This is a genomic window from Terrimonas sp., assembly GCF_003075435.1.
Lineage (GTDB): Bacteria > Bacteroidota > Bacteroidia > Chitinophagales > Chitinophagaceae > Agriterribacter.
In genome coordinates this window covers 59,651-82,268 of sequence record NZ_QCZJ01000022.1, presented here as the reverse complement: position 1 = coordinate 82,268, position 22,618 = coordinate 59,651, and the positions used below count along the sequence as shown (strand labels likewise).

The window sequence follows — 22,618 nt, the reverse complement described above, 5'->3', positions numbered from 1 at the left end:
TATGAAACAGAATGATTCCAATAACAAACAAACAACCCGCAGGGAATTTGTAAAAAGTTCATCCCTGCTTGCCGGTGGTTTGATTGCAGCTCCACTGTTTACAAAAGCAAATTATTTTTCCGGTGCTGATGATACCATTAAAATAGCATTAATCGGATGTGGCGGGCGCGGCACAGGAGCAGCTACACAAGCTTTATCAACCAAACAAAATGTGAAACTGGTTGCTATGGCTGATGCATTCCAGGACAGGTTAGACAATGCTTACAAATCAATAGGAGATGAAATTGATGCCAAGAAAATTGACGTACCCGCTGACAGAAAGTTTGTTGGTTTTGATGCATACCTGAAAGCAATTCCGCTTGCAGATGTTGTTATTCTTGCAACGCCTCCGGGGTTCAGGCCGATTCATTTTGAAGAAGCCATAAAACAGGGCAAACATGTTTTTATGGAAAAGCCTGTAGCTACTGATCCTGCAGGTGTACAAAAAGTATTAGCTGCCGCGGCTATTGCCAAACAAAAGAAATTGAATGTGGTGGTTGGCTTACAGCGCCATTATCAGAATTCATACCGCGAGTTATTTAAACGTAAAGACCTCATTGGTGATATCACTTCAGCGCAGGCCTGGTGGAATAATGATGGCGTATGGGTTCACCCCCGCAAGGAAGGGCAAACAGAAATGGAATACCAGATGCGCAACTGGTACTATTTTAACTGGCTTTGCGGCGACCATATTAATGAACAGCATATCCATAACATTGATGTTATAAACTGGTTTAAAGGCGGATACCCTGTTAAAGCACAAGGCATAGGCGGCAGAGAAGTAAGAACCGGTAAAGATTATGGCGAAATTTTCGATCATCACTTTGTAGAATTTCATTATGCTGATGGTTCTATATTGAACAGCCAATGCCGTCACCAACCTAAAACAATGAACAAGGTTGACGAGCTATTGATCGGCACCAAAGGAAAACTGTTTGCCGGCAATGCGAATATTGTTGATCACAAAGGAAAAGTATTATACCAGTTTGATAAGAAAACAGAAAACAATCCTTATCAAAGCGAGCACGATGAACTGTTTGCAGCTATCGCTAAAGGAGAGTATAAATTCTGGGATGCTGAGAACGGTGCAAAGAGTACGATGACAGCAATCCTGGGACGTATGGCTACTTACAGCGGTCAGGTAATTGAGTGGGATAAAGCCATTAATTCCGGTATAGACATTCATCCTAAAGTATACGATTTTGCCGCGGCTCCTCCTGTACTGCCCAACAGCGATGGTTTCTATCCTGTAGCAGTGCCGGGTGTTACAAAGTATGCATAACCGTTAGTGATTTATTTTTCTATATTATAAGGCGCTTGTATAAAGCGCCTTTTTATTCGCATGAGTAAAAAACAATTTGTAACACTCTGATAAAAAGTACAGTATAGCATGCTTTTATTAATTGATATACATCAACTAAAAAAGTACAATAATTTTTTTGTTTTGAAACTTCATCCTCTACATTTGCTAAACAAATCCGCACAACATAATGGTTAAACATTTGAGTGCAACTCCTGGATAAAGCCTTATTAAATCCTCCGGCAATTTAAAAATCGGCATCATAATAACCATTTCACTTAACCGTAGAATATTTCTGTTATCTAACCTTAAAGCACTATTCATTTTTTCAATATCGCTCTAAAAACCACTCCGATTCCGACCTGTGGCAACTGAATTATTCACCCCTCTAAAATTGAAAAAATGAAAAAATTGATTGTATTAATTTACATAGCAGCAGCAACGATTTTATTCGGATACGCAAAAGCGGAAACAGCTTATCCTGCAAACCAGGTAACTGTTAATGCAAAAGATATTAAAAATGCCACCTCAGCTATTTTCGAAGATGTTGCAGTGAAGCTTGTAAACCAAAAAGCAGAGATCACCTGGGCTACCGATAAAGAACAGAACAATAAACAATTTGAGATACAAAGAAGCAATGGTGGGGAGGATTTTAAAACGATAGCTATTTTCTTTACACTGAAAGACAGCAGGGAAATAAAAAATTACAGGTTTAAAGATGAAATGAAAGGTGTATCGGCCGGAAAAGTAAGCTATAGAATTAAGCAGGTTGATTTGAATGATAATTGTACATTCAGTAAGACTGTTGAAATCAACATTTAAAAAGTTATTTAAGTTTTTATATAGAGGTTGTGAATTCCTAATCGGAAAAAGGCCCCTTGTCTAGGGGGCCTTTCATTAAAAAACTGGATCATCTCCTCAAATAGTAATACCTTTAGAAAGATTCGTACACTATTTGATCTCCTTTGACTAAAACCGGTAATTAAACGAAGACAAGTCGTTGTCCGTACCCAACAACAAATCAACTAAACACGAGACAATGGAACGTATTATCGGTACTATTAAAGTATTTGCCTTTGCGTGCGCATGGGCAATAGCAACACCTCTTGCAACACTTGCCAATGAAGGCAAACTAAAAAAAGAAAAGACAGCTCACAGCAGCGATTCCCCGGCAATGGTTGAAATCGTTTCTTTTACAGGGGTATCTACTCAAAACAAAATAGATCTGGCCTGCAAAGTAAAAAGCAATTGCTGCTACAGCATTTTTGTTGAGCGCAGCCGCAATGGCAAAAACTTTTACACTATCGGTTCTTTTTCTGACGATAAGGCACTGGCTGAATATACCCTTTCAGATGAATCTCCGTTGCGCCAGACAAATATCTACAGGCTTAAAATTATTGATAGCTGGGGTAAAATAAGTTACTCAAAACTGATGGTTGTGCAATTGTATGATACGGATGTATTAAACATGGTAAGCGTAACCCCCAATACATTGCTGAATAACCTGCACATAAACGTTCAGCTAAAAAACAAGGCAATGATAGTAATGCGCATTACAGATAAAGATGGCAATGAAATTTTTAAACAGAAAGATACAGGAACCGAAGGATTTAATAGTTACGAGATGGAAGGAACGGGAAACATGATGCCAGGCAATTATTTTCTGGAAGTACTTGTAAACAGTAAAGATCGGCTAAAAGTGCCTTTGATCAAAAGTTGATCAGAGCCACTACAACATGACCCCGTTTTTTTTAATATCCTTAAAAGCGCAGTATAACACCTGCGCTTATTTATTTTTACCAAGATAGCTTTGCAGGTTTTTTACATATTCTTCAAATGCTTTAATACCTTTCGTAGTAATCTTACAAATGGTTTGCGGATAATTATCCTTGAACTTCTTGATCACATCAATATAGCCTGCATCTTTCAGCTTCTGTATCTGCACACTGAGATTGCCTGCCGTAGCATTTGTTTTCTCCTTCAAAAAGGTAAATTCGGCTTCTTTAACACCTATCAGGAGCGATATTACAGCAAGTCTCAATTGTGAATGTAATATTGGATCAAGATCTTTAAACATCCTTCTCTTTCTTTTGTTTCAGGTATTTATTCCTAAGCATTAGTCCGGGTATAAGCCAGCAGCAAATTGTTGCAATGGCGCTAAGTAACATATCGTATGTAAACGAAGTAAACAAAGAAACAACAAAACAGGTATAACAAATAAAAGCCCCTGCAATTAAAGGCTTGTATTTTGTGATTAGTCCTGTAGCCAGCGTAGGAAATGCATATAAAACCATCATAACCGAGGAAAAACTCGGAGGAAATATCCTGTATGGTTTTACTTCTCCGGTTGATATATTTTTCGAAAATATTTCCAAACCATCTCCTGCCAGCAACTTAACACTTGTATAAGAAACAATATTCGCGTAAACAAGCATGGCAAATATAGAGATTACATATACCGTCCAGATTGTATCAATATGTGAGTCCTGGTAAGTTTTCACCACGCGTGATCTGCCTTCTTTTATACCAATCCATATCTGGGGAGCGACTGCTACAAGTGTTAATATCCATATATCAAACCCAATAGAGAAATTCCAAAAGGATTGGGCAAAGCTTACCAATGCGCAAAAGCTGATAACAGTGCCCCATAAAATAGTGCTTGCGCCACTTTCGTGAAAATGACTTTGGGTTTTACCGATCATTTCGGTTATCAGCTTCAGGCTTTCCTGCTCCGTTAACTCTTTCTGTTGCATAAAGGGTTATTTATAAAATTCAGGTTTAATTATTTGTAGCTCGCAAGCATGTCTTCTACCTGCTTCTTACCCCAATGAGGATATAACGGCTTGGGATTTTCTGCATTAAACAGCTCCAGCGTTTTTTCAAGCATTGGCTTAGCTTTATCTTTTCCCCCGCCAAATTGCTCGGGCGTATTAAATACACCGCTCGCCTGCAAAAAATGCAATCTCGGGTTATTAGGATCAAGCTTTAATCCTTTTTCCATTGCAGATGCCGCTTCAGGTCCATACGTTTGCCAGCGTGTTTGCGGATCAACAAGCATTTGCTGCGTTGCCGCCATATTTCTCACCGCGCATATTTCAGCATTATCACTTATCGCTTCTGCTTTGGCACAAAAAGCTTTTATCTTTTCCGCGTTGGCATCCTTGTCAAGTGATTGATCTGACCAGCCTGCTGTTGAAAGCGTTAATGCCGCATAGTAATAAGGCAACCATTGATTTTTTTCTGCATCGCCTATACGTGCAAAAGCGTTCGACAAGTCAATTAACCCTGCTGTTGTTTTAACCGTATCAAATTTTGCAAGATTGGCTTCCATAGCCTTTACGTATTTTTCACTTTGAGCAGCAGCTGAAAACATAATAATACTGGCGGCGAATAATGATAGTATCTTTTTCATATTCTGATTGTTTTATCTTCCCCCTGCTGAAGAATATTTATTATCCTTATACCCCAGGGATGGTATAGTATTTTAATATAGTTTATCAAAGATTGCTGTTAATGGCGTCCTCCGTTCTGTCAATACCAAAACTTATGAATGCCCCAAGAAATATAAAGGTTCTCGATGGCGGTAAAATGGGCGTTTTTCTTGACCCGTCATAAGAATAATTATAACCATATAGCTGGTTAATACCGAAAATATTATTTACGGTAAGCACCAATACAGTAAATGTCTTGCTGTCTTTCTTTAATAAGTTAGGCAAATAATTTAAGCTGAAGCTCACATTGTTGTAATCTTTTGCTTTGCCCATATCGGTAAACTTATAGTCGCTTCCATCATACATAATATTATAGTAAGGTCTGCCACTCGCATAAGTATACGACATATTGAAGCCGGTTTTCCATTTGGTTACAAACTTTTTCATTACCAGCGAAGCGGTATGCTTTGCAGCAAAGTTTGGTTGAATAGCATAAGGAAAATTGGTATAATCTCTTTTGGTATCGAGGTAAGAATAAGATACCCAGTAATCAATGTTTTTAAATGTTTTTTTATCTCGCCAGAATATCTCCAAACCTTTTGCATCGCCATATCCATTATTATTTGCGGCAACCTGCTGCGCGGCGTTGATCATATCGGTTTTAATCAGGTCATTATATTTTTTATAAAACATTTCAGCCCTGAACGTGGTTTTACTGGTTACTTTTTGATATTGTGCTATATAGTGTGTGGCTTTTGAAAATATAAGCACATCCGGCGAAGGAAGGTATTTCTTTTCAGGGTTTTGATAGAATATACCGTAAGCAAGGGAAGCCTGGCTTTGCCTTCCTGTTTTATACGCCAGAGATACCCGTGGTGCGATATTGCTTTTATTGAGTAAAGAAGAATGTTCAAAACGTCCCCCGATTTTAGCCGCAAGATCATTGGTGATATAGATATCAGTTTCTGCAAACGCTGCTTTTAAATTATCAACAATGCTGCTGCTGAATTTTTGCCCGTTGTATAAAGTATAGTGGTATTTATCGTTGCTGTAATTATATTCTCCTCCAAAACGGATAACAGAAATACCCATCAGCCTTTTATCAATTACTGTTTTAGCATTGAAGTATTGTCCAGGAGACTCCAGCTCAAAATTTTTATATGCAAGTGGTGGAATATTTACTTCCTTTTCGGCACCGTCCTGCAATTGCCCTTCAATATTATCTTTATTGGTTGAATAAGAAATTCCGGTAGTCAGTTTCCATCCGTTACCCAGGCTTTCTCTGTAAGAAAGGTTATGGTACATATTGAAGTTCCTGATGTTGAACGCGTCATAGTAACCTGCTGTATCAATGCTGGGTGTAATAATGCCCAAACGGTTAGCGCTGAAGTATCCATAATATTTGATGATACCTGTTTCAGAAGTTTTAATCCTGAAATTCGCATCACCTTCATGGTACTCCGGTACCCTGGAATAGTTTTGCCTTTGTTTAATGGCTTTAAATGCAAGCCACAAATTAGCATAGCTATAACTTATGCCCCATGATGATTTTTTATTTTTAGCAAGGTGCTGATGCCCTGCATTTAAACTCAAAACAGATACACCGATATTGCTTGAGCCCTGCTCAGGTAAATCAATAGATTCAAGTATTAAAGCAGAAGATAAAGCCTGTCCATATAACGCTGAGTAACCACCCGTGCTGAATACTGTACCTTTAAATAAAAACGGGGAGAATCGGCCACGCTGCGCAATACCCGGCACACTGCTGTAAAAAAAGTTATTGACCAGTGTGCCGTCTATGAAAGTTTTTGTTTCAGCGGCGGTTCCGCCTCTCACAAATAAGCCTTCGCTTTCTCCTACCTGCTGAGCACCAGGCAATGTTTTTAATGCGCCGGTAATATCAGCATTAGCGCCCGCGGTAGTAGCAACGTCAATAGAGTTTAAAACGGTTACTCTTTTTTTATCGCCTGCTTCAAAGCTCCCTGCTGAAATGATCACAGCTTTCAATTCACTCACTTCTTCTCTAACAGCGATATTGATCGTGATATCATTGCCCGTAATATCAATGATCTGTTCTGCAGGTCTATAACCAACCGCGGTTACTGTCAGCGTAAGCTTTCCTTTTTCAGCAGTAGCAAAATAAAATTTACCTGATGAATCAGAAGTAGCACCATCATAAGTATCTTTTAAAACAATACTAGCAGAAGGCACAGGCTTGTTTTTATTATCTTTTATTGTACCTGATATTTTCGTTTGTGCATTGCCGGAATAACCAATAATAAGCAGTATAAAAATATAACAGAGGGGTTTCACTATTTGTAAATTTATTTCAAAAATAAATTAGTTTACAATATAAACCAAATAATTTAAGGTGTCACTTTTCAGCAATTCACTCCTGGTAACGGCAGGCAGAGCTCTGGTTGACTTATATACTGATACTCAATATATTCATTGTCGCGGCAGATTAACTACCTGCACAAATACGCTTTTATGATACTGCCTGAACGCGGAATTAGCATTACACCGGAATTCGTTTCTTATTCTGGTATATGATAATGCAGATGTTGAACAAAGCCCTTATATATTTTTTACTCAGGCTGTTTATGAAGATAAAACACCGGGGAGTATACTGTTTCGTTATTGTCGGTAGCTGTTATACGAAGCCTTACAGGCATTCCTTTTTGCATAGGTTTACCGCTGATGGTAAAGCTAAAGTCTTTTGCCTCATCATCTTCAATACTTTGATATAGTTTATTATAACGCGGAAGTATAAATTTAATATTCATTTTCTCTGCCATCTTTCTTCCCTGCCGCCACTGTTTAAAAAAATAACTATCCTCATTTATGGCAGCAGAATAAATGGTTCCCCAGTAGCTGTTTTCCTCTTCAACTGCAACGATTTCCATTACAAGCTGCCTTTTGTTTTCCGTGGGATTACTAACCGTAATATTAATCACATCATCCTTGGTGTTTATGTATGTGAACAATGTATCAATAGTAATAGGATAGGTTTGATATATGTGCCGGCCGGATTGTTGCGCTGCGGCAGTTTCTCTAAAAGCAAAAAGCAGGAAAAGCATCAATAGTTTTTTCATAATCCCAAACATTGATTTGAAAAACGGCTATGATAACCGGATAGTATTTTGCTTATCGAAGGTTATATACCAATGCCGGAGATTTTACAAATGTTAATAATAACAGAGGTGATATATGTATTGTATATAAGGCCGTCAATACAGGTGTGTTAACAGCTTGATACTGGAGAAGCAGCCTCTACCCTGGCCAGGTTTTACAACGTTGCCTTATATCCATAACCTGCTGTTTACCGCTTATTTAAATATCTTACCAATAATATTTCCTATCTCTACATAATCTTTGTGATTGCTTACAGAGCGCTTTTCAGTAAAATCATCTTCACTATTGGTAAAAGGAAAAATAAGCAGATAATTCTTATCCAAAAATTCATTATTCAATATATCAGGCACAATGCGCATTTGCGGCATATATGAAACCATGCTTTTTTTTGACATCAGCATAATAAGCGCTTCATCATCTTCAATTGACTTTGCCGCGCTTTCCATTTCTTTCCAGCTTTGAATAGCATTGAACTCTGCTTCAATATTTACTTTTTTAATGATCTTTTTTAAGATATCGATCGTAGCGCCGGCGGCATAAAATGCAATAACAGCTCCTGAATTCCTTTCTATATTCCAGATGCGAAGCAGTGCATGAAAAAATCCTGGTTCCAGGTGTGCTTTGGGCGGCATTACTACAATATGCCTTTTAATAGTAGCGATAGGTTGCACAGCATGATAAACCAGCACATTGGTATTTTCATTTTGCAGGTATCCATTGTATAAATTGTATACAAACGATGGAGAAAATCCTTTATCAGTTTTTAGCCCAATCAGCAGGTCTGTTATTTTCTTCTCCTTAATTACATTGTTTATTCCGTTGATTACATCGTTATCGTAGCGTGTAAGCGGTGTTATCTTAATATCTGCTGCAGAACCTATATTTACTGCATTACCAAGCAGCTTCTCCGCATTTTTTATGGAAGATTCATTTTTTTCCTCATTGATAACATTTAAGGCATATACTGCTTCATCATTGGTTTTTGCTTTTACCAGTAGCGAGAGGTTAACCATCGTTTCTACCGTTTCTGCGTGGTTCAGGGCAAGCAGTAAACTTTCTTCTTCCGGATGCTTACCGGCTACGGTATCTTCATTATCCGATTCCGCAATTTTTTTTGCGTTAATCATGGTTACAAAAGAAGAAATGGTACAGGATACCAATATCATAAGTATACTGCCATTTAAAACATGCTCATTTAATAAACGAACCGGTTCACCTGCCTCGTTTTCAGAAATAATAACATTGTACCCCACCATCACAGCAGCCAGGGTTGCAGCCGCTGAAGCTGAACTTAAACCAAATATTAATCCACCTTCTTCTTTTTTAAGTCCAAAAGTTTTTTGTGTGGCCCTGGCAGCGAGGTATTTGGTGCCGATAGCCAAAACAGACATTAAAACAGCGACTTTAATGGTATCCCAGCTTTTAAAAAAAACAGAAAAGTCAATGATCATACCCACGCTTATCAAAAAGAAAGGAATGAAAATAGCATTGCCCACAAATTCAACCCGGTTCATTAAGGATGATGTATGGGGAATAAGCCTGTTTAAGGCCAAGCCGGCAAGAAACGCACCTATGATCGCTTCTACACCGGCAATTTCGGCCAACATGGCAGCCAGGTAAATCATAACCAATACAAAAATGTATTGTGATATTTTATCTTTTACCCTTTTGAAAAACCATCTTCCGATTATTGGAAAAAGGAATAATACAATGAAGCCAAATATTAAAACAGATACAGATAACCTCCACCAGAACTCCTGCCCTACTTCACCTTTTGCCATACCTACAGTAACGGCAAGCACCAGCAGGGCAAGTATATCGGTAATCATCGTTCCGCCAACAGTAACATTTACCGCTATATTTTTAGCTAACCCCATTCTACTCACCAATGGATAAGCAATTAACGTGTGTGATGAAAATAAGCTGGCGAACAACACTGATGTTACTGTAGAAAACCCCAATACATAGTACCCGCATAAGTAACCCAGGATAAGTGGTAACGTAAACGTATACACTCCGAATGCAAGGCTTTTCCATTTGTTCTTTTTAAAATCCCCCATATCTATTTCCAACCCTGCAAGAAACATAATATATAAAAGTCCTGTTGTACCTGTCACCAGTATACTGCTATCGCGGGCAAGTATATTAAAACCATTAGGACCAATTACAGCGCCTGCTATAATAAGCCCAAGAAGATGTGGCACCTTAATTTTATTCAGCAGTAATGGCGCGCCAAGTATAATGATAAGCAATATTAAAAATCTGAGCACCGGGTCTTCAACAGGCAGCGATAGATTGTGAATATTTAATAAGAACATGATGATTAATCTTTATTAGGCACCCGGCTTAGTTCAACGGAGAATTTAGCAGTACACTTATCGTCTATTGTAAGAATACGGAGCCCTTTAATTTTGGCAGCACTTATTTCGTTCAGCAAAATATTCATTTCAACCTGCTTATCAGTAGCAGCATCGGTTTTAAAATGAAGCCTTGCCTGGTTGTTGTTATATACAGCGGTATACACCCGTATCAGCTTTTTGTTATTAATTACTTTGGCAACAAGCTGGCTGGAATCACTGCCAAACTCCCATACATCTGTTCGCACGTCTCCTGCTACATAATCCGAACAACTGGATTCTGTACAGACTACTTTACCATTCCATAAACCTGCAATTTCAGGAGGCCAGTTTACATTAACCATGCCATCTTTTTTACCTGAATCAGCCATACGCCTGGCCAATAAACTATCACGCATTTTTATCAATGCCTGGTATTCGGTTTCCTTTAATGCAAATTGTTTTTCTTTTTCAAGCAATGCCTGTTCGCGCTGTACCAATTGTTGCTCTCTCTGCTTATCGTAACAAGCTGCAAACAACAATACGAACACGAAAAGAAAAAAATACGTTGTTGTGGTTCTGATCATTATTCAAATATCAACTTGGTGAACAAATAAAAGCAGGATATGATCAAAGATATTCAATCTTTGTAACCTGGGGTATGATCAGGGGGAAAGTTAACTGCGTAGTGACTGCAATCCTTCATTACGATTATTTACCGCAAAATTTCGGTGTTTATTTTGAAATTTTATCTCATGGGGGAAATTAAAAAACACAGATAGGTACTTTGCCCTAATCATTCAGGCGATGCCCGATGTCCATTCTTTGATGTAAGATCCTTATGATTTCGATGTCACTTTGTTTGTCAATAAGCCGGTAAAAAATTATGTGCGATTTGACTCTTGAGCAGCGATAGTTCTTCCTGATATAATTAAAATCCTTTCCTGAATTTGGATGGTCTGCTAAATATTCAATCTCATCAAAAATCAAATTTACGTATCTGTCAGCCTGTTCCAAAGACCAGTGTTCAAAAGTATATAACCAAATATTTTCAATGTCTTCCGATGCTTTGACACTAATTTTATAACTCATTACTCAAATATTTGCCGTGAAGATTTTTTACAAATTTTTTTCGGTCAAATTTTTGAATCAAGCCTGATTTCTCTCCTTTTTTAAGCTCTGTTATCAATTCTTTTTTTTGATTTTCTTCTTGTTCAAAAAGCCTTAGAGCAGTTCTAACAACTTCACTGGCAGAAGAAAAACGTCCGCTTTGAATTTGATGATTAATGAAGTTCTCAAAGTAGTCGCCTAACAGAATTGAAGTGTTTTTTGCCATAGTTATAAGTTTCATCAAAAATACCAATTATTGGTATGTTTTCCAAATTTGGGATTGGCTCAATGGTAGCGGACAACAAAACAAAGCCGCCAATCCGAATTTAACTGACGATTCGGGAGTAAAGCCTAACCTGTCGAGCCAAAGCCCGCTTAGCCTGATTGCCGGAATAGTAATCTGGCTGCATTCGTTAAACCTGATGTCTGGTTGGATTTTCAGGCTACGAAAGTATGGTCGTTAAGGCGGCGTTATTTATTCGCTGACATAACACAAAGTCTCCATGTTTGCGGCAGATTAGTCCAACGTAATTATGTGTCAAGTTGTACTTTCTCCTTTGTCATTGAAGTCAACTGAATAACTAACAGCCCATTCATAACAGCTATACTTACATAAGCATTTGGATGAAATCCTGCGCTTTTCAACCACTTTCCACAAAGTCTTAATTGTGAAACGATTTGTCCAGATAGCTTGTATTCTCCGGTCATGGGATAAAACGGTTGGACTTTCAAATACCGAACAGCAAGAGTTTCTTGTTTTAGATGAACACTTATCTCATCCTTCTTCTTACTAAGTACCTTTTTAATAGTCGTTGCCTTGTTAGTCTTTTTACGACTTTTCATTCCTGTGTAATGCATTTTCAGAAATTTTTTGTTGGCTAAAGCAAATACGGTTTCAGCCTTTCCCGTTGCATTACACCTTCTAAAGGCAGTGGGCGCATTAACGCTCCACACGGGGGTACTGAAACCGCGTATCTTAAAGTATAGGCATAAAAAATGCCCGTACAATCTGACGAGCCATGTCGCCTTTAGAAAGTGTAATGCATTCCAAAGATAAAAATATTTATTTATAAAAAAGGACAAGATTAAAATTTCTTAGTATAGAATTTAGCACATAAGTTCTCGTGAAGGAAAGCACCCACAAGGGTTGTCGTTAATGGTTCGCGTATTACCGCAGTGTGGGATTTGAGAACCGTCAGCCAAATTTAATATCAAAGTCCAGTTCGGAGCCTAAGCAGAATAGCGATATGTAGTTGATGTTTTATTCGTACTTTATTTTGATTTTTATTCTTTTCTTCGACTTCAATCTGTTTGTATTGCCTAAAGTCAAGTTGAATTTTTGTAAAGAATCAATTGATTCTTGTGAAATTGTTTCTTGTTTATCAATAAGGTTTTTCAAAACAACTATAAGATTTGATGTTGCTCCAAAAAGCTGTTTCAATTGAGAGACTCTACTGTCAAACCTATTTTCTTTTGAAACATCTATAGCAGAAAACAAAGCATCGGGTTTGCTCAACCATTCATTTTGAGCTTTCAGTTCTTCAAATTCGGCAAACCCAATAATATCAAATCTCCTGTTCGCATTTTGAATTGACTTCAACATTGATTCTCCAATTGCATTTTGCCAATCTCTATATATCCAACAATACTCTCTTGATATTTCGTTTATTGATGTTTGTCTAAATTCTTGAATGACAGTTTTATCAATTTGTGATTGATTTGTTTCTAAGCAAATTAAATCAAGTATTTCTTTTATTAGGTCTATTTGCTTTTCAACACTAAGTTCATTGACATTTCGCTTAACATTTGAAGGGATATATTTAAAGACAATTTCTTCCATTTTTACACCTAACAATGCTCGTTTATTATCAGATATTATTTTGATTTCGATTTTGTACAGTTTTATTAATTCATCTATTATTGAGACTTCTACGTGAGAGCCATCTGCCAAAACTTTTTGGAACGCTTTAATTGCAATTTGGATATCATTATGTTGTCTTACTTTTATTCCGGAAAAATATGATTGTTCTTTTTTAGCAGCTTCAATCCAACCAAGTGTCGCACAAAGACGATATACGGTGCTTTCAAATTTATATTTGAAAAAGCCATTTTCTGGAGCATTAGGTAATAAGTATGCTCCTTTGAATTCTAAAATTTCTTTAAGCCTCCAAGCTAATTGTTCTAAAGATAGAATTAATGGGTTAGCATATTTTTTAATTGCATCATATTTTTCGCTGTTTTTCTTCCTTTTTTCAAAATATCTATTGATAAATATGATTGTAATGGCAATTAATGCACTTATAATTGAAGCAAATAACGTTGCTTGTGGTTGAGTTAATTGATTTACGAAATCTTTCAACATTTTTATCATAAAGTTTAGGCCAAGTACTTGCTTTGGTGCTATTGCAGCTTACTCAAAAATATATGAAACTTTTGAATAATAAAATTTTATCATATTTAATGGTATTACTGGTAAATAATTTTTGGTAAACACTATACCTCTCTAAACTCTCCCAACCCGCATCCAAATCCTATTTATAAACGCCGTAGCACAATGCCCAATATTGTTCCAATCGTACAAGCGAGCGTGGCAACAGCAGCCCAATAGTAGCATTGCAGTTGGTTCACAAAAAAAGCCATAATATATTTTTCGGCCCGTGCAAATCACCGGATATCCCCAACCGCTGCCAACTGCCTATATTGTGTTATTTTGCGTCCCCTTTACAACATTGATCTACCGGGCATGACGAGCGAGCACATAGCATTTTTAATTCAATCATCGCCTGCATTGCAGATGCTGCGGCTGCGTAATGCGGGCTGGGTATTGCCGTTTTTGTATACTGCGTTTAAGGAGCACCGTAAGATGGTGATAAAAGAGGAGCAATTAGTGCCGCTGCTGGCGGAAACCCTGGGCACACATGCGGATGGCACGGAAGACCTGGAAGAAGCGCGGATTGAATTTGGCGAGGATGAGGAGAGCCGCAGCCGCAAATACCTGCTGAACTGGGTGCAGAAGCGGATACTGCAGGATTTTCCGGATACTGACGGGAATACGAATTACCAGTTGAGCGCTTATACTGAAAAGGTTTTTCAATGGATGCAAAACCTGCAGGCAGGGCAGCACCATGTGGGTACGGAGAGCCGGTTTAAAATGCTGTTTGCATCGCTGCGCGATATGGTGGAGAATACTGAAGACGACCGCGAGAAAAAATTGCAGATACTCAAGGATCGCCGCGCTGAAATTGATAAGGAAATTAAAGCGATTGAGCTGGGTGTGGCGCCGCAACGCTATAGCAATGCGCAGGTACAGGAGCGGCTCGACCTGTTTGTGAAGCTGTGCTATGAGCTGATCGGAGACTTTCGCGAAGTGGAAGATAATTTTAAGCAGATACACCGAAACATCGTGGAGCAGCATACCAAAGCGGAACAAAACAAGGGCGCTATTGTGGGCTTCGCTTTTGAATCGTACGACGCGTTGCGCAGCAGCAACCAGGGAAAAAGCTTTTATGCTTTCTGGGATTTCCTGATCTCGCGCAACGGGCAGGAAGACTGGCGTAACCTTACGGAGCAATTGCTGCTGTTGGTGGAAGACCGTGCGCTGGAAAGCGATACCAATTTCCTGCAGAATATTAAATCGTTTTTACTGGAACAGGGTAAGTCGGTATACGATGCGAATGATAAGATGGCGGAAAAGCTGAGCCGCATTATTACGGAAAAAGAAATTGCACGGCATCGCAGGCTGCGGCAGCAGATCAGCAGCATAAAAGAGCTGGTGTTTGATTTGATGGATGAAGAAACGATTGATGCCGGCCTGGTAGTGGAAGAAGCTGCAGAAATAAAAATGACGATGGACAGGAAGCTGGTGCTGGAAGAAAAAAAGACGGCGGGTGTATTGAAACAACCTGTTGCGGCGGTGGAAAGCATCGCGGACGTGGAACGGTTTAACCGCATGCTGAATACATCGTTCATTGATAAAAAATTATTGTGGGAAAAAGTAGAGCAGGTATTGCAGCACAAACAAACGGCTACGTTAAAAGAGATCATTGAAGCCACGTCGCTGGATAACGGACTGGCGGAAGTGATAAGCTATTACAGCTTTTTGAAAGAGAAAGCCAAAAGGGTACAGGTGATCGGGTCGGCAGTGGAGCTGATACCGTTGAACAAAGAAGCCACCAAATTTGTGGAAGTACCTTATTTATTATTCAGTAAATAAAATTGCAAATGCGCGAGAAAATACATTCGTTCACACCCGTGTTTATCAAGCTGCTGAAAGGCCCGGTGGAATATTTAGAAAAAAACACCTGGGAAAAACTGATGCAGTATAAGGCAGAGCTGACTGTTTTTTTGCAGCAGTTGGGTCTAATGCTGGTATTGGATGAGCAGGACGGATACGCATATATAAAACACAGCGTACTGGAAGAAGATGGCGCCGGTGTGAGCTGGATACAACGCCGCAGCCTTACGTATGATGAAAGCGTGATGCTGGTTTTGCTGCGTGATATGATGGCGGAGTTTGAAGTGGGTGAAGCGACGCACCGCGAGCTGATCAAAAAACGCAGGGAGATAAAAGAATATGCTGAATTGTTTTTTAAGGAAAACGCCAGCCGGGTTAAAATGCTGAAAGATATTGACAGGCTGATTGACCGTGCGGAAGAAAACGGCTTTCTGGAAAGATCGGAAAATCATGATGTGGCGGATGAGCAAAAATTCCGCATTAAAAAGATCATTAAAGCCAGGGTAGACAGCGAAACATTAGAGGATTTTAAACAGCAACTTATTGCACATGCAGCTAAGCGTATTCAGCACAGATAATGAAAAAAGCGGTTTCCGGTTGCAATACATGGAAGTGTATAACTGGGGAACTTTTGATGAGCAGATACATGCCATTCACCCTAAGGGAGAAACCAGCCTGTTGACCGGCGCTAACGGTAGCGGTAAAACGACGTTCGTGGATGCGCTGCTCACGTTGATAGTGCCGGAAAAAAGATATCGTTTTTACAACCAGAGCAGCGGCAGTGAAAAAAAGGGAGATCGTACGGAAGAGACGTATGTGATGGGCGGTTATGGCACGATCAACAGTGAGAGCGGCGTTACCAAAACCTTATACCTGCGCGAAAATAAAGAAGAAGCCTATAGCATACTGCTGGCGAATTTTACCAATGAAGCGATGCAGGAAGTCACGCTTTTCCAGGTAAGGTATTTTGCTAACGGCGATATGAAAAAGCTGTTTGGTATTGCGCATAAAAGCCTGCATATAGAAACAGATTTCAAGCCTTTTGACCTGGGCAATGCCTGGAAAAAGCGGATAGACCAGCAATACAACAAAGGCAGTCGAAAGAATAACGTGGAGTGGTTTGACGCGGCAAGCAAATATGCTAACCGAATGGTGGATGTATTGGGCATGCAAAGCATACAGGCGCTCACGTTGTTCAATCAAACCGTGGGCATTAAAGTGTTGGGCAACTTGGATGATTTCATCCGCATGCACATGCTGGAGCCGAGGGATATGGAGTCGCTGTTCCAGGAACTGAAAAAGCACCTGGCTACTTTATTAGACGCGCAACGCAATATTGAAAAAGCGGAAGAGCAAATACGACTGCTGCAACCGGTGCAGGAGCATTTTGATGGGTTTAAAGCCCTGCAGGTAAAGCAGCAGGCTGTGCAGCAGTCTATACAAACGGCTGCTATATGGAAAAGCTATACGCAGGATGCTTTGCTGCAACAGGCTTTGGAAGATGATGCGGTTCAGTTGAAAAAGCTGGAGCAACAATCGGCGGAGTTCAAGCAAGAGATAGAAGCGTTGCATGAAGAAGAGCGGGTAACGCGTAATCAGATTGACCAGAACAAAGCCGGTCAACGGTTGAAACAATTGGAGCAGGAATTAAAAGAACAGCAGGCAAACAAAAAAGAGGCGGAAAACAACCTGGCATTGTTTACCGACTGGTGCACTACGCTGCATTTTGAAGATAAAACCGCATCAGACGAAGAAAGTTATAAACGTATTCAGAAAGAAATTAGTCGTGCGGGCTTGCGCTTAGAAAGGGAAAACCGCCTGAATGAAGATGATGATTTTGATGCAAAGAATTTGCAGCGAAGCGCGGGTGCGGAAAAAGAGCAAATAGAAGCGGAGCTGAATATATTATTGCAAAGCAAGAGTAATATTCCCGCACACCTGGTGCAGGTACGTCGTGAACTGTGCAATACGCTGAAGATAGATGTGGCCGAGCTGCCTTTTGCCGGGGAACTGGTGCAGGTAAAAACAGAAGAGCTGCACTGGCAGCCGGCACTGGAAAAGCTGTTGCATGGTTTTTCACTTCGCCTGCTGGTGCCGGATAAGCATTATAAAAAAGTTACGCGCTATATCAATCAAACCAATTTGCGGGCAAGGCTGGTGTACTATCATGTAAAGGATACGATACAAACTTTGGCAGAAGACCAGACGGTGTATTATAAGCTGGACTTTCACCCGGATCATACATTATCGGAATGGGTGCAGCAACAGATCGTGCAGCAGTTCCCGTATGTATGTCTTGAAGATGAGAAAACCATTGAGCGCTATGATAAAGCCATCACCATTAACGGTTTGATAAAAAACAGGGATCGCCATGAAAAGGATGACCGCCCCGGCGTGAATGATGCAGGGCGCTATGTAATGGGCTGGAATAATGAGCGGAAAAAAGAAGCGCTGATCAGTCGCCGCAATAAGCTGACGGACGACCTGGCCAACGCTGCGGAGATCATAGAACGATGCCGCAACCGTGCGGCAAGATTGCAAAAACAGTTTTATGCATTGAGCCGTCTGCAGGAGCATGCAGGATTTACCACATTGGATGTAGCCGGGCTGCAACGCATGATTCATAAAACAGAAGAGCAGATAAAAGAGCTTAGCAAAAGCAATAACCAACTAAAGGCATTGACTTCGCAGCTTGAACAGATATTGGAACAACGCACAGCAGCAGAGCGTAAATGGGAAACCGCTACCGGTGAAAAAACGACATTGCAAAACCGCGTGAATGCAATGCAGCAGCAGAAGGAATCGCTCAAGGTATTGCTGCAACACATTACTACAGAAAACAAAGATGAGCTGTTGCAGTTTCAGCAGCAGCACGCGGTGGCGCTTGGCGCTGTTAGCTTAGATACGATTGATGAAACTTATCGCGTATTTAAAGACAAACTGGATTCGGAAGCGCAGCAGGTGCAGCAACAATTGTATAAAGAAGAAACGCATTTGAACCGCAGCATCAGCCAGATCAAAAATCCGTCGCCTGCCATACTGCAACGTTTTCCTGACTGGTATAGTGATGTACAGTTCCTGCCGGATGAAGCGGCGTATGCAGAGGAATTTAAAGAATGGTTGGATAAGCTTACCACGGAGAACCTGCCTAAGTATCGCCGAGATTTTGAGAATTTCATCAACGATACTATTACTTATAAAATAGGCGGATTGAATGAAGAGATGGAGAAATGGGAGCGGGAGATCAACAACAGCGTCAACAAGCTGAATTATTCGCTGAGCGCTATTAATTTTAATCGCCTGCCGGATACTTATATACAGTTGGGCAAACGTTCTGTGCCTGATGCTACCATCAAAGCATTTCGTAATGCATTATTAGATGCATTGCCGCAGGCGGCGAACTGGCAGCAAAGTAAATTTGAGGAGAAAGCATTGCATTTCCGTCAAAAGGTGCAGCCGCTGATTGACAGCTTAGATGAAAGTGAAACCTACCGCGCCCGTGTAATGGATGTGCGTAACTGGTTTGAGTTTTGGGCGGATGAAAAATACCGCAATACCAATGAGTTGAAAAAAACTTACCGCCAGATGGGGCAATTATCGGGCGGTGAAAAAGCGCAGTTGACTTATACCATTTTGTGCAGCGCTATTGCTTATCAATTCGGAATTACACGGGAAGGAAAGAACAGTCGCAGCCTGCGTTTTATTGCGGTAGATGAAAGCTTCAGCAACCAGGATGAGGACAAAGCTACTTACCTGATGGAATTGTGCAAGCAACTACACCTGCAATTATTAGTGGTAACGCCGAGCGATAAAATACAGATCGTGCAGGATTATATTGCGCACGTACATTTGGTGCAAAGGGTAAATAACAGGAATAGCGTGATGTATAATATGACGATCAAGGAACTGTTGAAGAAGATGAAAAAGTAGAGTGGTTCCAGGTTACAAGTTTCAGGTTACAGGTTTGGGGCGAGTGCGTTTAGTGAATATTTATTCACGATTTAACAAAACAAATAATTACATTGCTTGCAATGGTAAAAAGACTGTAAACTTATGAGACTTCCGACAATACATGGTTACATTGATCGACGCATTTTAATAAACTTCACGGCTGACCCAGGCGTTGTACGGAAAGTCATTCCCGAGCCATTTAGACCAAAAATTTATAAAGACAAAGCTGTTGTTGGTATTTGCCTCATCAGACTAAAAAACATCAAACTAAAAGGACTTCCTGATTTTGTCGGCGTTTCCTCTGAAAACGGAGCACATCGCATTGCTGTAGAGTGGGACGAAGATGGCAATACCAAAGAAGGGGTTTACATTCCAAGACGTGATACTTCTTTACGACTGAACACAATATTAGGCGGCAGAATATTTCCTGGCAAACATTATTTAGCTAAGTTCAACGTGAAGGAAGGCGGTGACAACTACCACATTGACTTTACCAGTTCTGACAGCACAAGCATTTCCATAGACGCTAAGGAGACCAATCACTTTGACCCGAACTCAATTTTTCGAACATTGGAGAATGTTTCTGACTTTTTTGAGAGAGGGGCAGTTGGTTACTCCCCGAACAAAGACAAATATGAAGGACTTAAGTTGCAGGCTTACACATGGCAGGTGCGACCGCTTGAAGTGACGGATGTTCATTCCAGTTTCTATGAAGATGAAAAGATATTTCCCAAAGGTTCTGTGCAGTTTGACAATGCGCTTTTGATGACAAGAGTAGAACACGAGTGGAAAAGTCTGCAGGACAAACCACAAGCAACAATGCATTGACAAAAAGCAAGGCTGACGGAAGTTCAATCGGTGACAAATCGCTAATCAACATCAGTTATCGGCTGAACATTTTCTATTCAGTTTAGAACGACCAATGAACATTTATCTTTAATGAGCATTTGTATCGGCAGACGAACAATCCCCCTGCCTTTGCCAATGCTTTAACACAATATCACAATGCGTATATTATCTATTTACATAGCAACAAGCCTGGACGGATATATAGCCAAGCCGAATGATGATCTTGGCTTTTTGAAATCAGTAGAAAAAGAAGGCGAGGATTATGGGTATGCATCATTTACATCAACCATTGACACTATCATTCTCGGCAGGAAAACTTATGATTGGGTGCTCAAAGAAATCGGTTCCTCTCATTACGACAACGGGGAGAGGGATGTATATGTTATTACAAGAACCGTAAGACCGAAGGTTGGTAAAACAAATTTCTACAACGGGAGTCCTGCGGAATTGGTCCGGCAACTGAAAAGCAAAAACGGTAAAAATATTTATTGTGACGGTGGTGCGGAAATAATAAACGAACTTTTAAAAGATGATCTTATTGACGAGATGATCATTTCGGTCGTTCCTGTATTGCTTGGTAACGGAACAAGGCTTTTTAAAGATGGCAGACCCGAACAATGGCTTGAGCTGGTGAGCGCAAAATCGTTTGACACCGGGTTGGCACAACTGCTTTACAGGCGGAAACGATCCTATTAAAAGGCCAAATCAAAAGAAACAGCACTGCTAATATTATACCATGATCGAAGCCTATCAGCAACAACTTGTAAGATACTATAAGGGATACCTGCGGGATATTATTTCAGGCAAACCTTTTAGCATTGTAGTGCTTCGGGGTGAAAAAAACAAACCCGCGACAACGGTTGATCTCCATGGAGCCATCGCATTGTTCCGGCAAAATGAAAAGACAGCGCAACGCAGGGGCTGGACAATAGAATGGGAAGACTGGAGCAGCAAAAAGCTCGGCAAACAAAAATGGGTGTCTACAATTATCGTTGACACGGAAGAAGATTACCTGCACCTGTTAAAAAAAGAAGCGGAAGCTGATGCTTTCAAACAGCAGTTACAAATTTTACTGAACTGGCAGCCGGCTGTTCAATCTTTCTTAATTGAAAAACCCGAGCGGGTATTGGATTTAAAAACAGTGTGGAACGACCTGCAAAAGGTGATTGACCATTTGCTGGTGCATGATGTGAGCGGTCATTATATACGCAGCATCCCGGTGCCCGTTCATACCAAGTTTATTGAAACTTACCGACCAATCCTGTTTTCACTTTTGAAAACCATAGCCCCGGAAAAATATGCCGCGAGTGCAATTACGCTTGATGAGCTGCTGTCGTTAAAACAAAAGCCGTACCTGTACCCGATCCGTTGGCTTGATAAAACAATAGCAGCGCAGCTCATGCATGGCATGGAAGTTACGGGTGTAACGGTTGACTGGTTGAAGCAGATCAGTTGGGATATTAAAGAAGTGTGGCTGGTGGAGAATGAAACCAACCTCTATTTGATCCCGGAAAGAAAAAATGCGATAGCTGTTTTCAGCAAGGGTAAGGCAACGCATAGCCTGAAGGACGTTCCTCTTTTGGCGAAAGCTAAATTGTTTTATTGGGGCGATCTTGATGAGGAGGGATATAAAATGCTGAATGCGATGCATGGCTATTATCCTGATAACCTGCAAAGTGTGTTTATGGATGAAGCAACCTTACTGCAACATGCGGGTGAAATGGGTAAGCAGGATGCTGTATACAAAACAATTTCATTGGAGCATCTCACCAGGGAAGAACAGGCTGCTTTTAATATCCTGAAATATCATAACGGAAGACTGGAGCAGGAGAGGATACGGCAGGATTATGTGGTGGAGGTATTGGGCAAAATATTATAGAAGCAGGGAGTTTAGATTATGAATTTTATCCTCAAATTGGGCGGCAATAATAGGCTTGCTTCCTGTGCCATACAGGGGATGCCTCTTGCAACTAATACAACCCATCTGCCTATTGCATCATAGGTAGACTCTCTTTCGGGATACAAAGATACAAAGGGTAGCCCTTATGGGGCATTTGTGAAAATATGTCAATATCTTCTACAAAGGGGTTGTGCCGATGGTACAGAAGATGATGACATTCTCTATATGAATTAAGCATTTTTAAATCTCCAATCGTACATTTTAAATTCCAGGATCACATCTTTTCCCGATACTTAATAATGGTAATAGCTCCTGGTATATTCTGCCGCGTAG

At 40.2% G+C, this 22,618-nt stretch carries 20 protein-coding genes; 9 read left to right on the top strand and 11 right to left on the bottom strand.

Features of this window, described 5'->3' with window-relative positions:
• Position 1: 1 nt before the first annotated feature.
• The 3 genes from DC498_RS19890 to DC498_RS19880 all read left to right on the top strand — a co-directional run bounded on the left by DC498_RS19890 (position 2) and on the right by DC498_RS19880 (position 3,059).
• Positions 2-1,321, top strand: a complete 1,320-nt coding sequence (locus DC498_RS19890) for a Gfo/Idh/MocA family protein (protein WP_116875911.1) — start codon at positions 2-4, stop codon at positions 1,319-1,321.
• 420 nt (positions 1,322-1,741) lie between these two features.
• Entirely contained in the window at positions 1,742-2,161 is a 420-nt protein-coding gene (locus DC498_RS19885) for a hypothetical protein (RefSeq protein ID WP_116875910.1), read from the top strand.
• Between the two features lie 217 nt (positions 2,162-2,378).
• Complete coding sequence (locus DC498_RS19880) at positions 2,379-3,059, top strand: hypothetical protein (protein ID WP_116875909.1); 681 nt, start codon at positions 2,379-2,381, stop codon at positions 3,057-3,059.
• Between the two features lie 66 nt (positions 3,060-3,125).
• Here DC498_RS19880 and DC498_RS19875 read toward each other — a convergent pair whose 3' ends face one another.
• The 11 genes from DC498_RS19875 to DC498_RS19825 form a co-directional block, all read right to left on the bottom strand.
• Positions 3,126-3,416 (bottom strand): winged helix-turn-helix domain-containing protein, encoded by a 291-nt coding sequence (locus DC498_RS19875; protein WP_116875908.1) that lies wholly within the window; start codon positions 3,414-3,416, stop codon positions 3,126-3,128.
• Positions 3,409-4,092 carry a hypothetical protein gene (locus DC498_RS19870; protein ID WP_116875907.1) on the bottom strand — a complete coding sequence of 228 codons (684 nt, stop codon included), beginning with the start codon at positions 4,090-4,092 and terminating at the stop codon, positions 3,409-3,411. The genes DC498_RS19875 and DC498_RS19870 overlap by 8 nt, the downstream gene beginning before the upstream one ends.
• A gap of 29 nt (positions 4,093-4,121) precedes the next feature.
• The gene (locus DC498_RS19865; protein WP_116875906.1) at positions 4,122-4,751 is read right to left on the bottom strand and encodes a hypothetical protein; all 630 of its coding nucleotides are present in this window, start codon (positions 4,749-4,751) and stop codon (positions 4,122-4,124) included.
• A gap of 85 nt (positions 4,752-4,836) precedes the next feature.
• Positions 4,837-7,083, bottom strand: coding sequence for a TonB-dependent receptor (locus tag DC498_RS19860; RefSeq protein WP_116875905.1), 2,247 nt, complete (start codon positions 7,081-7,083; stop codon positions 4,837-4,839).
• A gap of 275 nt (positions 7,084-7,358) precedes the next feature.
• Entirely contained in the window at positions 7,359-7,865 is a 507-nt protein-coding gene (locus tag DC498_RS19855) for a hypothetical protein (protein ID WP_133176914.1), read from the bottom strand.
• Between the two features lie 234 nt (positions 7,866-8,099).
• Positions 8,100-10,223, bottom strand: coding sequence for a cation:proton antiporter (locus tag DC498_RS19850; protein WP_116875903.1), 2,124 nt, complete (start codon positions 10,221-10,223; stop codon positions 8,100-8,102).
• Positions 10,224-10,228: 5 nt separating this feature from the next.
• Entirely contained in the window at positions 10,229-10,828 is a 600-nt protein-coding gene (locus tag DC498_RS19845; protein WP_116875902.1) for a hypothetical protein, read from the bottom strand.
• Positions 10,829-11,033: 205 nt separating this feature from the next.
• The gene (locus DC498_RS26825; RefSeq protein ID WP_116875901.1) at positions 11,034-11,333 is read right to left on the bottom strand and encodes a type II toxin-antitoxin system RelE/ParE family toxin; all 300 of its coding nucleotides are present in this window, start codon (positions 11,331-11,333) and stop codon (positions 11,034-11,036) included.
• Positions 11,323-11,577: a type II toxin-antitoxin system ParD family antitoxin gene (locus DC498_RS19835; RefSeq protein WP_116875933.1), complete on the bottom strand. Its 255-nt coding sequence runs from the start codon at positions 11,575-11,577 to the stop codon at positions 11,323-11,325. The genes DC498_RS26825 and DC498_RS19835 overlap by 11 nt, the downstream gene beginning before the upstream one ends.
• A 305-nt stretch (positions 11,578-11,882) precedes the next feature.
• Positions 11,883-12,209 carry a SymE family type I addiction module toxin gene (locus DC498_RS19830; protein WP_133176913.1) on the bottom strand — a complete coding sequence of 109 codons (327 nt, stop codon included), beginning with the start codon at positions 12,207-12,209 and terminating at the stop codon, positions 11,883-11,885.
• A 403-nt stretch (positions 12,210-12,612) separates the two neighbouring features.
• Entirely contained in the window at positions 12,613-13,713 is a 1,101-nt protein-coding gene (locus tag DC498_RS19825) for a hypothetical protein (RefSeq protein WP_133176912.1), read from the bottom strand.
• Between the two features lie 381 nt (positions 13,714-14,094).
• Here DC498_RS19825 and DC498_RS19820 point away from each other — a divergent pair, with 381 nt between their 5' ends.
• From DC498_RS19820 to DC498_RS19795, 6 genes are all read left to right on the top strand, one after another.
• A complete protein-coding gene (locus DC498_RS19820) occupies positions 14,095-15,564 on the top strand; it encodes a DUF3375 domain-containing protein (RefSeq protein WP_116875898.1) in 1,470 nt (489 codons plus the stop codon).
• An 8-nt stretch (positions 15,565-15,572) separates the two neighbouring features.
• Positions 15,573-16,163: a DUF4194 domain-containing protein gene (locus DC498_RS19815; protein ID WP_116875897.1), complete on the top strand. Its 591-nt coding sequence runs from the start codon at positions 15,573-15,575 to the stop codon at positions 16,161-16,163.
• Entirely contained in the window at positions 16,135-19,515 is a 3,381-nt protein-coding gene (locus tag DC498_RS19810) for an ATP-binding protein (protein ID WP_116875896.1), read from the top strand. Before DC498_RS19815 ends, DC498_RS19810 begins: the two co-directional genes overlap by 29 nt.
• Positions 19,516-19,638: 123 nt before the next feature.
• Entirely contained in the window at positions 19,639-20,364 is a 726-nt protein-coding gene (locus DC498_RS19805) for a DUF2071 domain-containing protein (RefSeq protein WP_116875895.1), read from the top strand.
• Positions 20,365-20,541: 177 nt separating this feature from the next.
• Positions 20,542-21,081, top strand: a complete 540-nt coding sequence (locus DC498_RS19800) for a dihydrofolate reductase family protein (protein ID WP_116875894.1) — start codon at positions 20,542-20,544, stop codon at positions 21,079-21,081.
• Positions 21,082-21,121: 40 nt separating this feature from the next.
• A complete protein-coding gene (locus DC498_RS19795) occupies positions 21,122-22,264 on the top strand; it encodes a Wadjet anti-phage system protein JetD domain-containing protein (protein WP_116875893.1) in 1,143 nt (380 codons plus the stop codon).
• The last annotated feature ends 354 nt before the right edge of the window (positions 22,265-22,618 follow it).

Coding starts and splice junctions, on each gene's coding strand:
- DC498_RS19875 (WP_116875908.1), bottom strand. CDS start 3,416: ATGTTTAAAGATCTTGATCCAATATTACATTCACAATTGAGACTTGCT.
- DC498_RS19855 (WP_133176914.1), bottom strand. CDS start 7,865: ATGAAAAAACTATTGATGCTTTTCCTGCTTTTTGCTTTTAGAGAAACT.
- DC498_RS19835 (WP_116875933.1), bottom strand. CDS start 11,577: ATGGCAAAAAACACTTCAATTCTGTTAGGCGACTACTTTGAGAACTTC.
- DC498_RS19820 (WP_116875898.1), top strand. CDS start 14,095: ATGACGAGCGAGCACATAGCATTTTTAATTCAATCATCGCCTGCATTG.
- DC498_RS26825 (WP_116875901.1), bottom strand. CDS start 11,333: ATGAGTTATAAAATTAGTGTCAAAGCATCGGAAGACATTGAAAATATT.
- DC498_RS19805 (WP_116875895.1), top strand. CDS start 19,639: ATGAGACTTCCGACAATACATGGTTACATTGATCGACGCATTTTAATA.
- DC498_RS19830 (WP_133176913.1), bottom strand. CDS start 12,209: ATGCATTACACAGGAATGAAAAGTCGTAAAAAGACTAACAAGGCAACG.
- DC498_RS19810 (WP_116875896.1), top strand. CDS start 16,135: ATGCAGCTAAGCGTATTCAGCACAGATAATGAAAAAAGCGGTTTCCGG.
- DC498_RS19795 (WP_116875893.1), top strand. CDS start 21,122: ATGATCGAAGCCTATCAGCAACAACTTGTAAGATACTATAAGGGATAC.
- DC498_RS19870 (WP_116875907.1), bottom strand. CDS start 4,092: ATGCAACAGAAAGAGTTAACGGAGCAGGAAAGCCTGAAGCTGATAACC.
- DC498_RS19850 (WP_116875903.1), bottom strand. CDS start 10,223: ATGTTCTTATTAAATATTCACAATCTATCGCTGCCTGTTGAAGACCCG.
- DC498_RS19890 (WP_116875911.1), top strand. CDS start 2: ATGAAACAGAATGATTCCAATAACAAACAAACAACCCGCAGGGAATTT.
- DC498_RS19800 (WP_116875894.1), top strand. CDS start 20,542: ATGCGTATATTATCTATTTACATAGCAACAAGCCTGGACGGATATATA.
- DC498_RS19865 (WP_116875906.1), bottom strand. CDS start 4,751: ATGAAAAAGATACTATCATTATTCGCCGCCAGTATTATTATGTTTTCA.
- DC498_RS19885 (WP_116875910.1), top strand. CDS start 1,742: ATGAAAAAATTGATTGTATTAATTTACATAGCAGCAGCAACGATTTTA.
- DC498_RS19825 (WP_133176912.1), bottom strand. CDS start 13,713: ATGTTGAAAGATTTCGTAAATCAATTAACTCAACCACAAGCAACGTTA.
- DC498_RS19845 (WP_116875902.1), bottom strand. CDS start 10,828: ATGATCAGAACCACAACAACGTATTTTTTTCTTTTCGTGTTCGTATTG.
- DC498_RS19880 (WP_116875909.1), top strand. CDS start 2,379: ATGGAACGTATTATCGGTACTATTAAAGTATTTGCCTTTGCGTGCGCA.
- DC498_RS19815 (WP_116875897.1), top strand. CDS start 15,573: ATGCGCGAGAAAATACATTCGTTCACACCCGTGTTTATCAAGCTGCTG.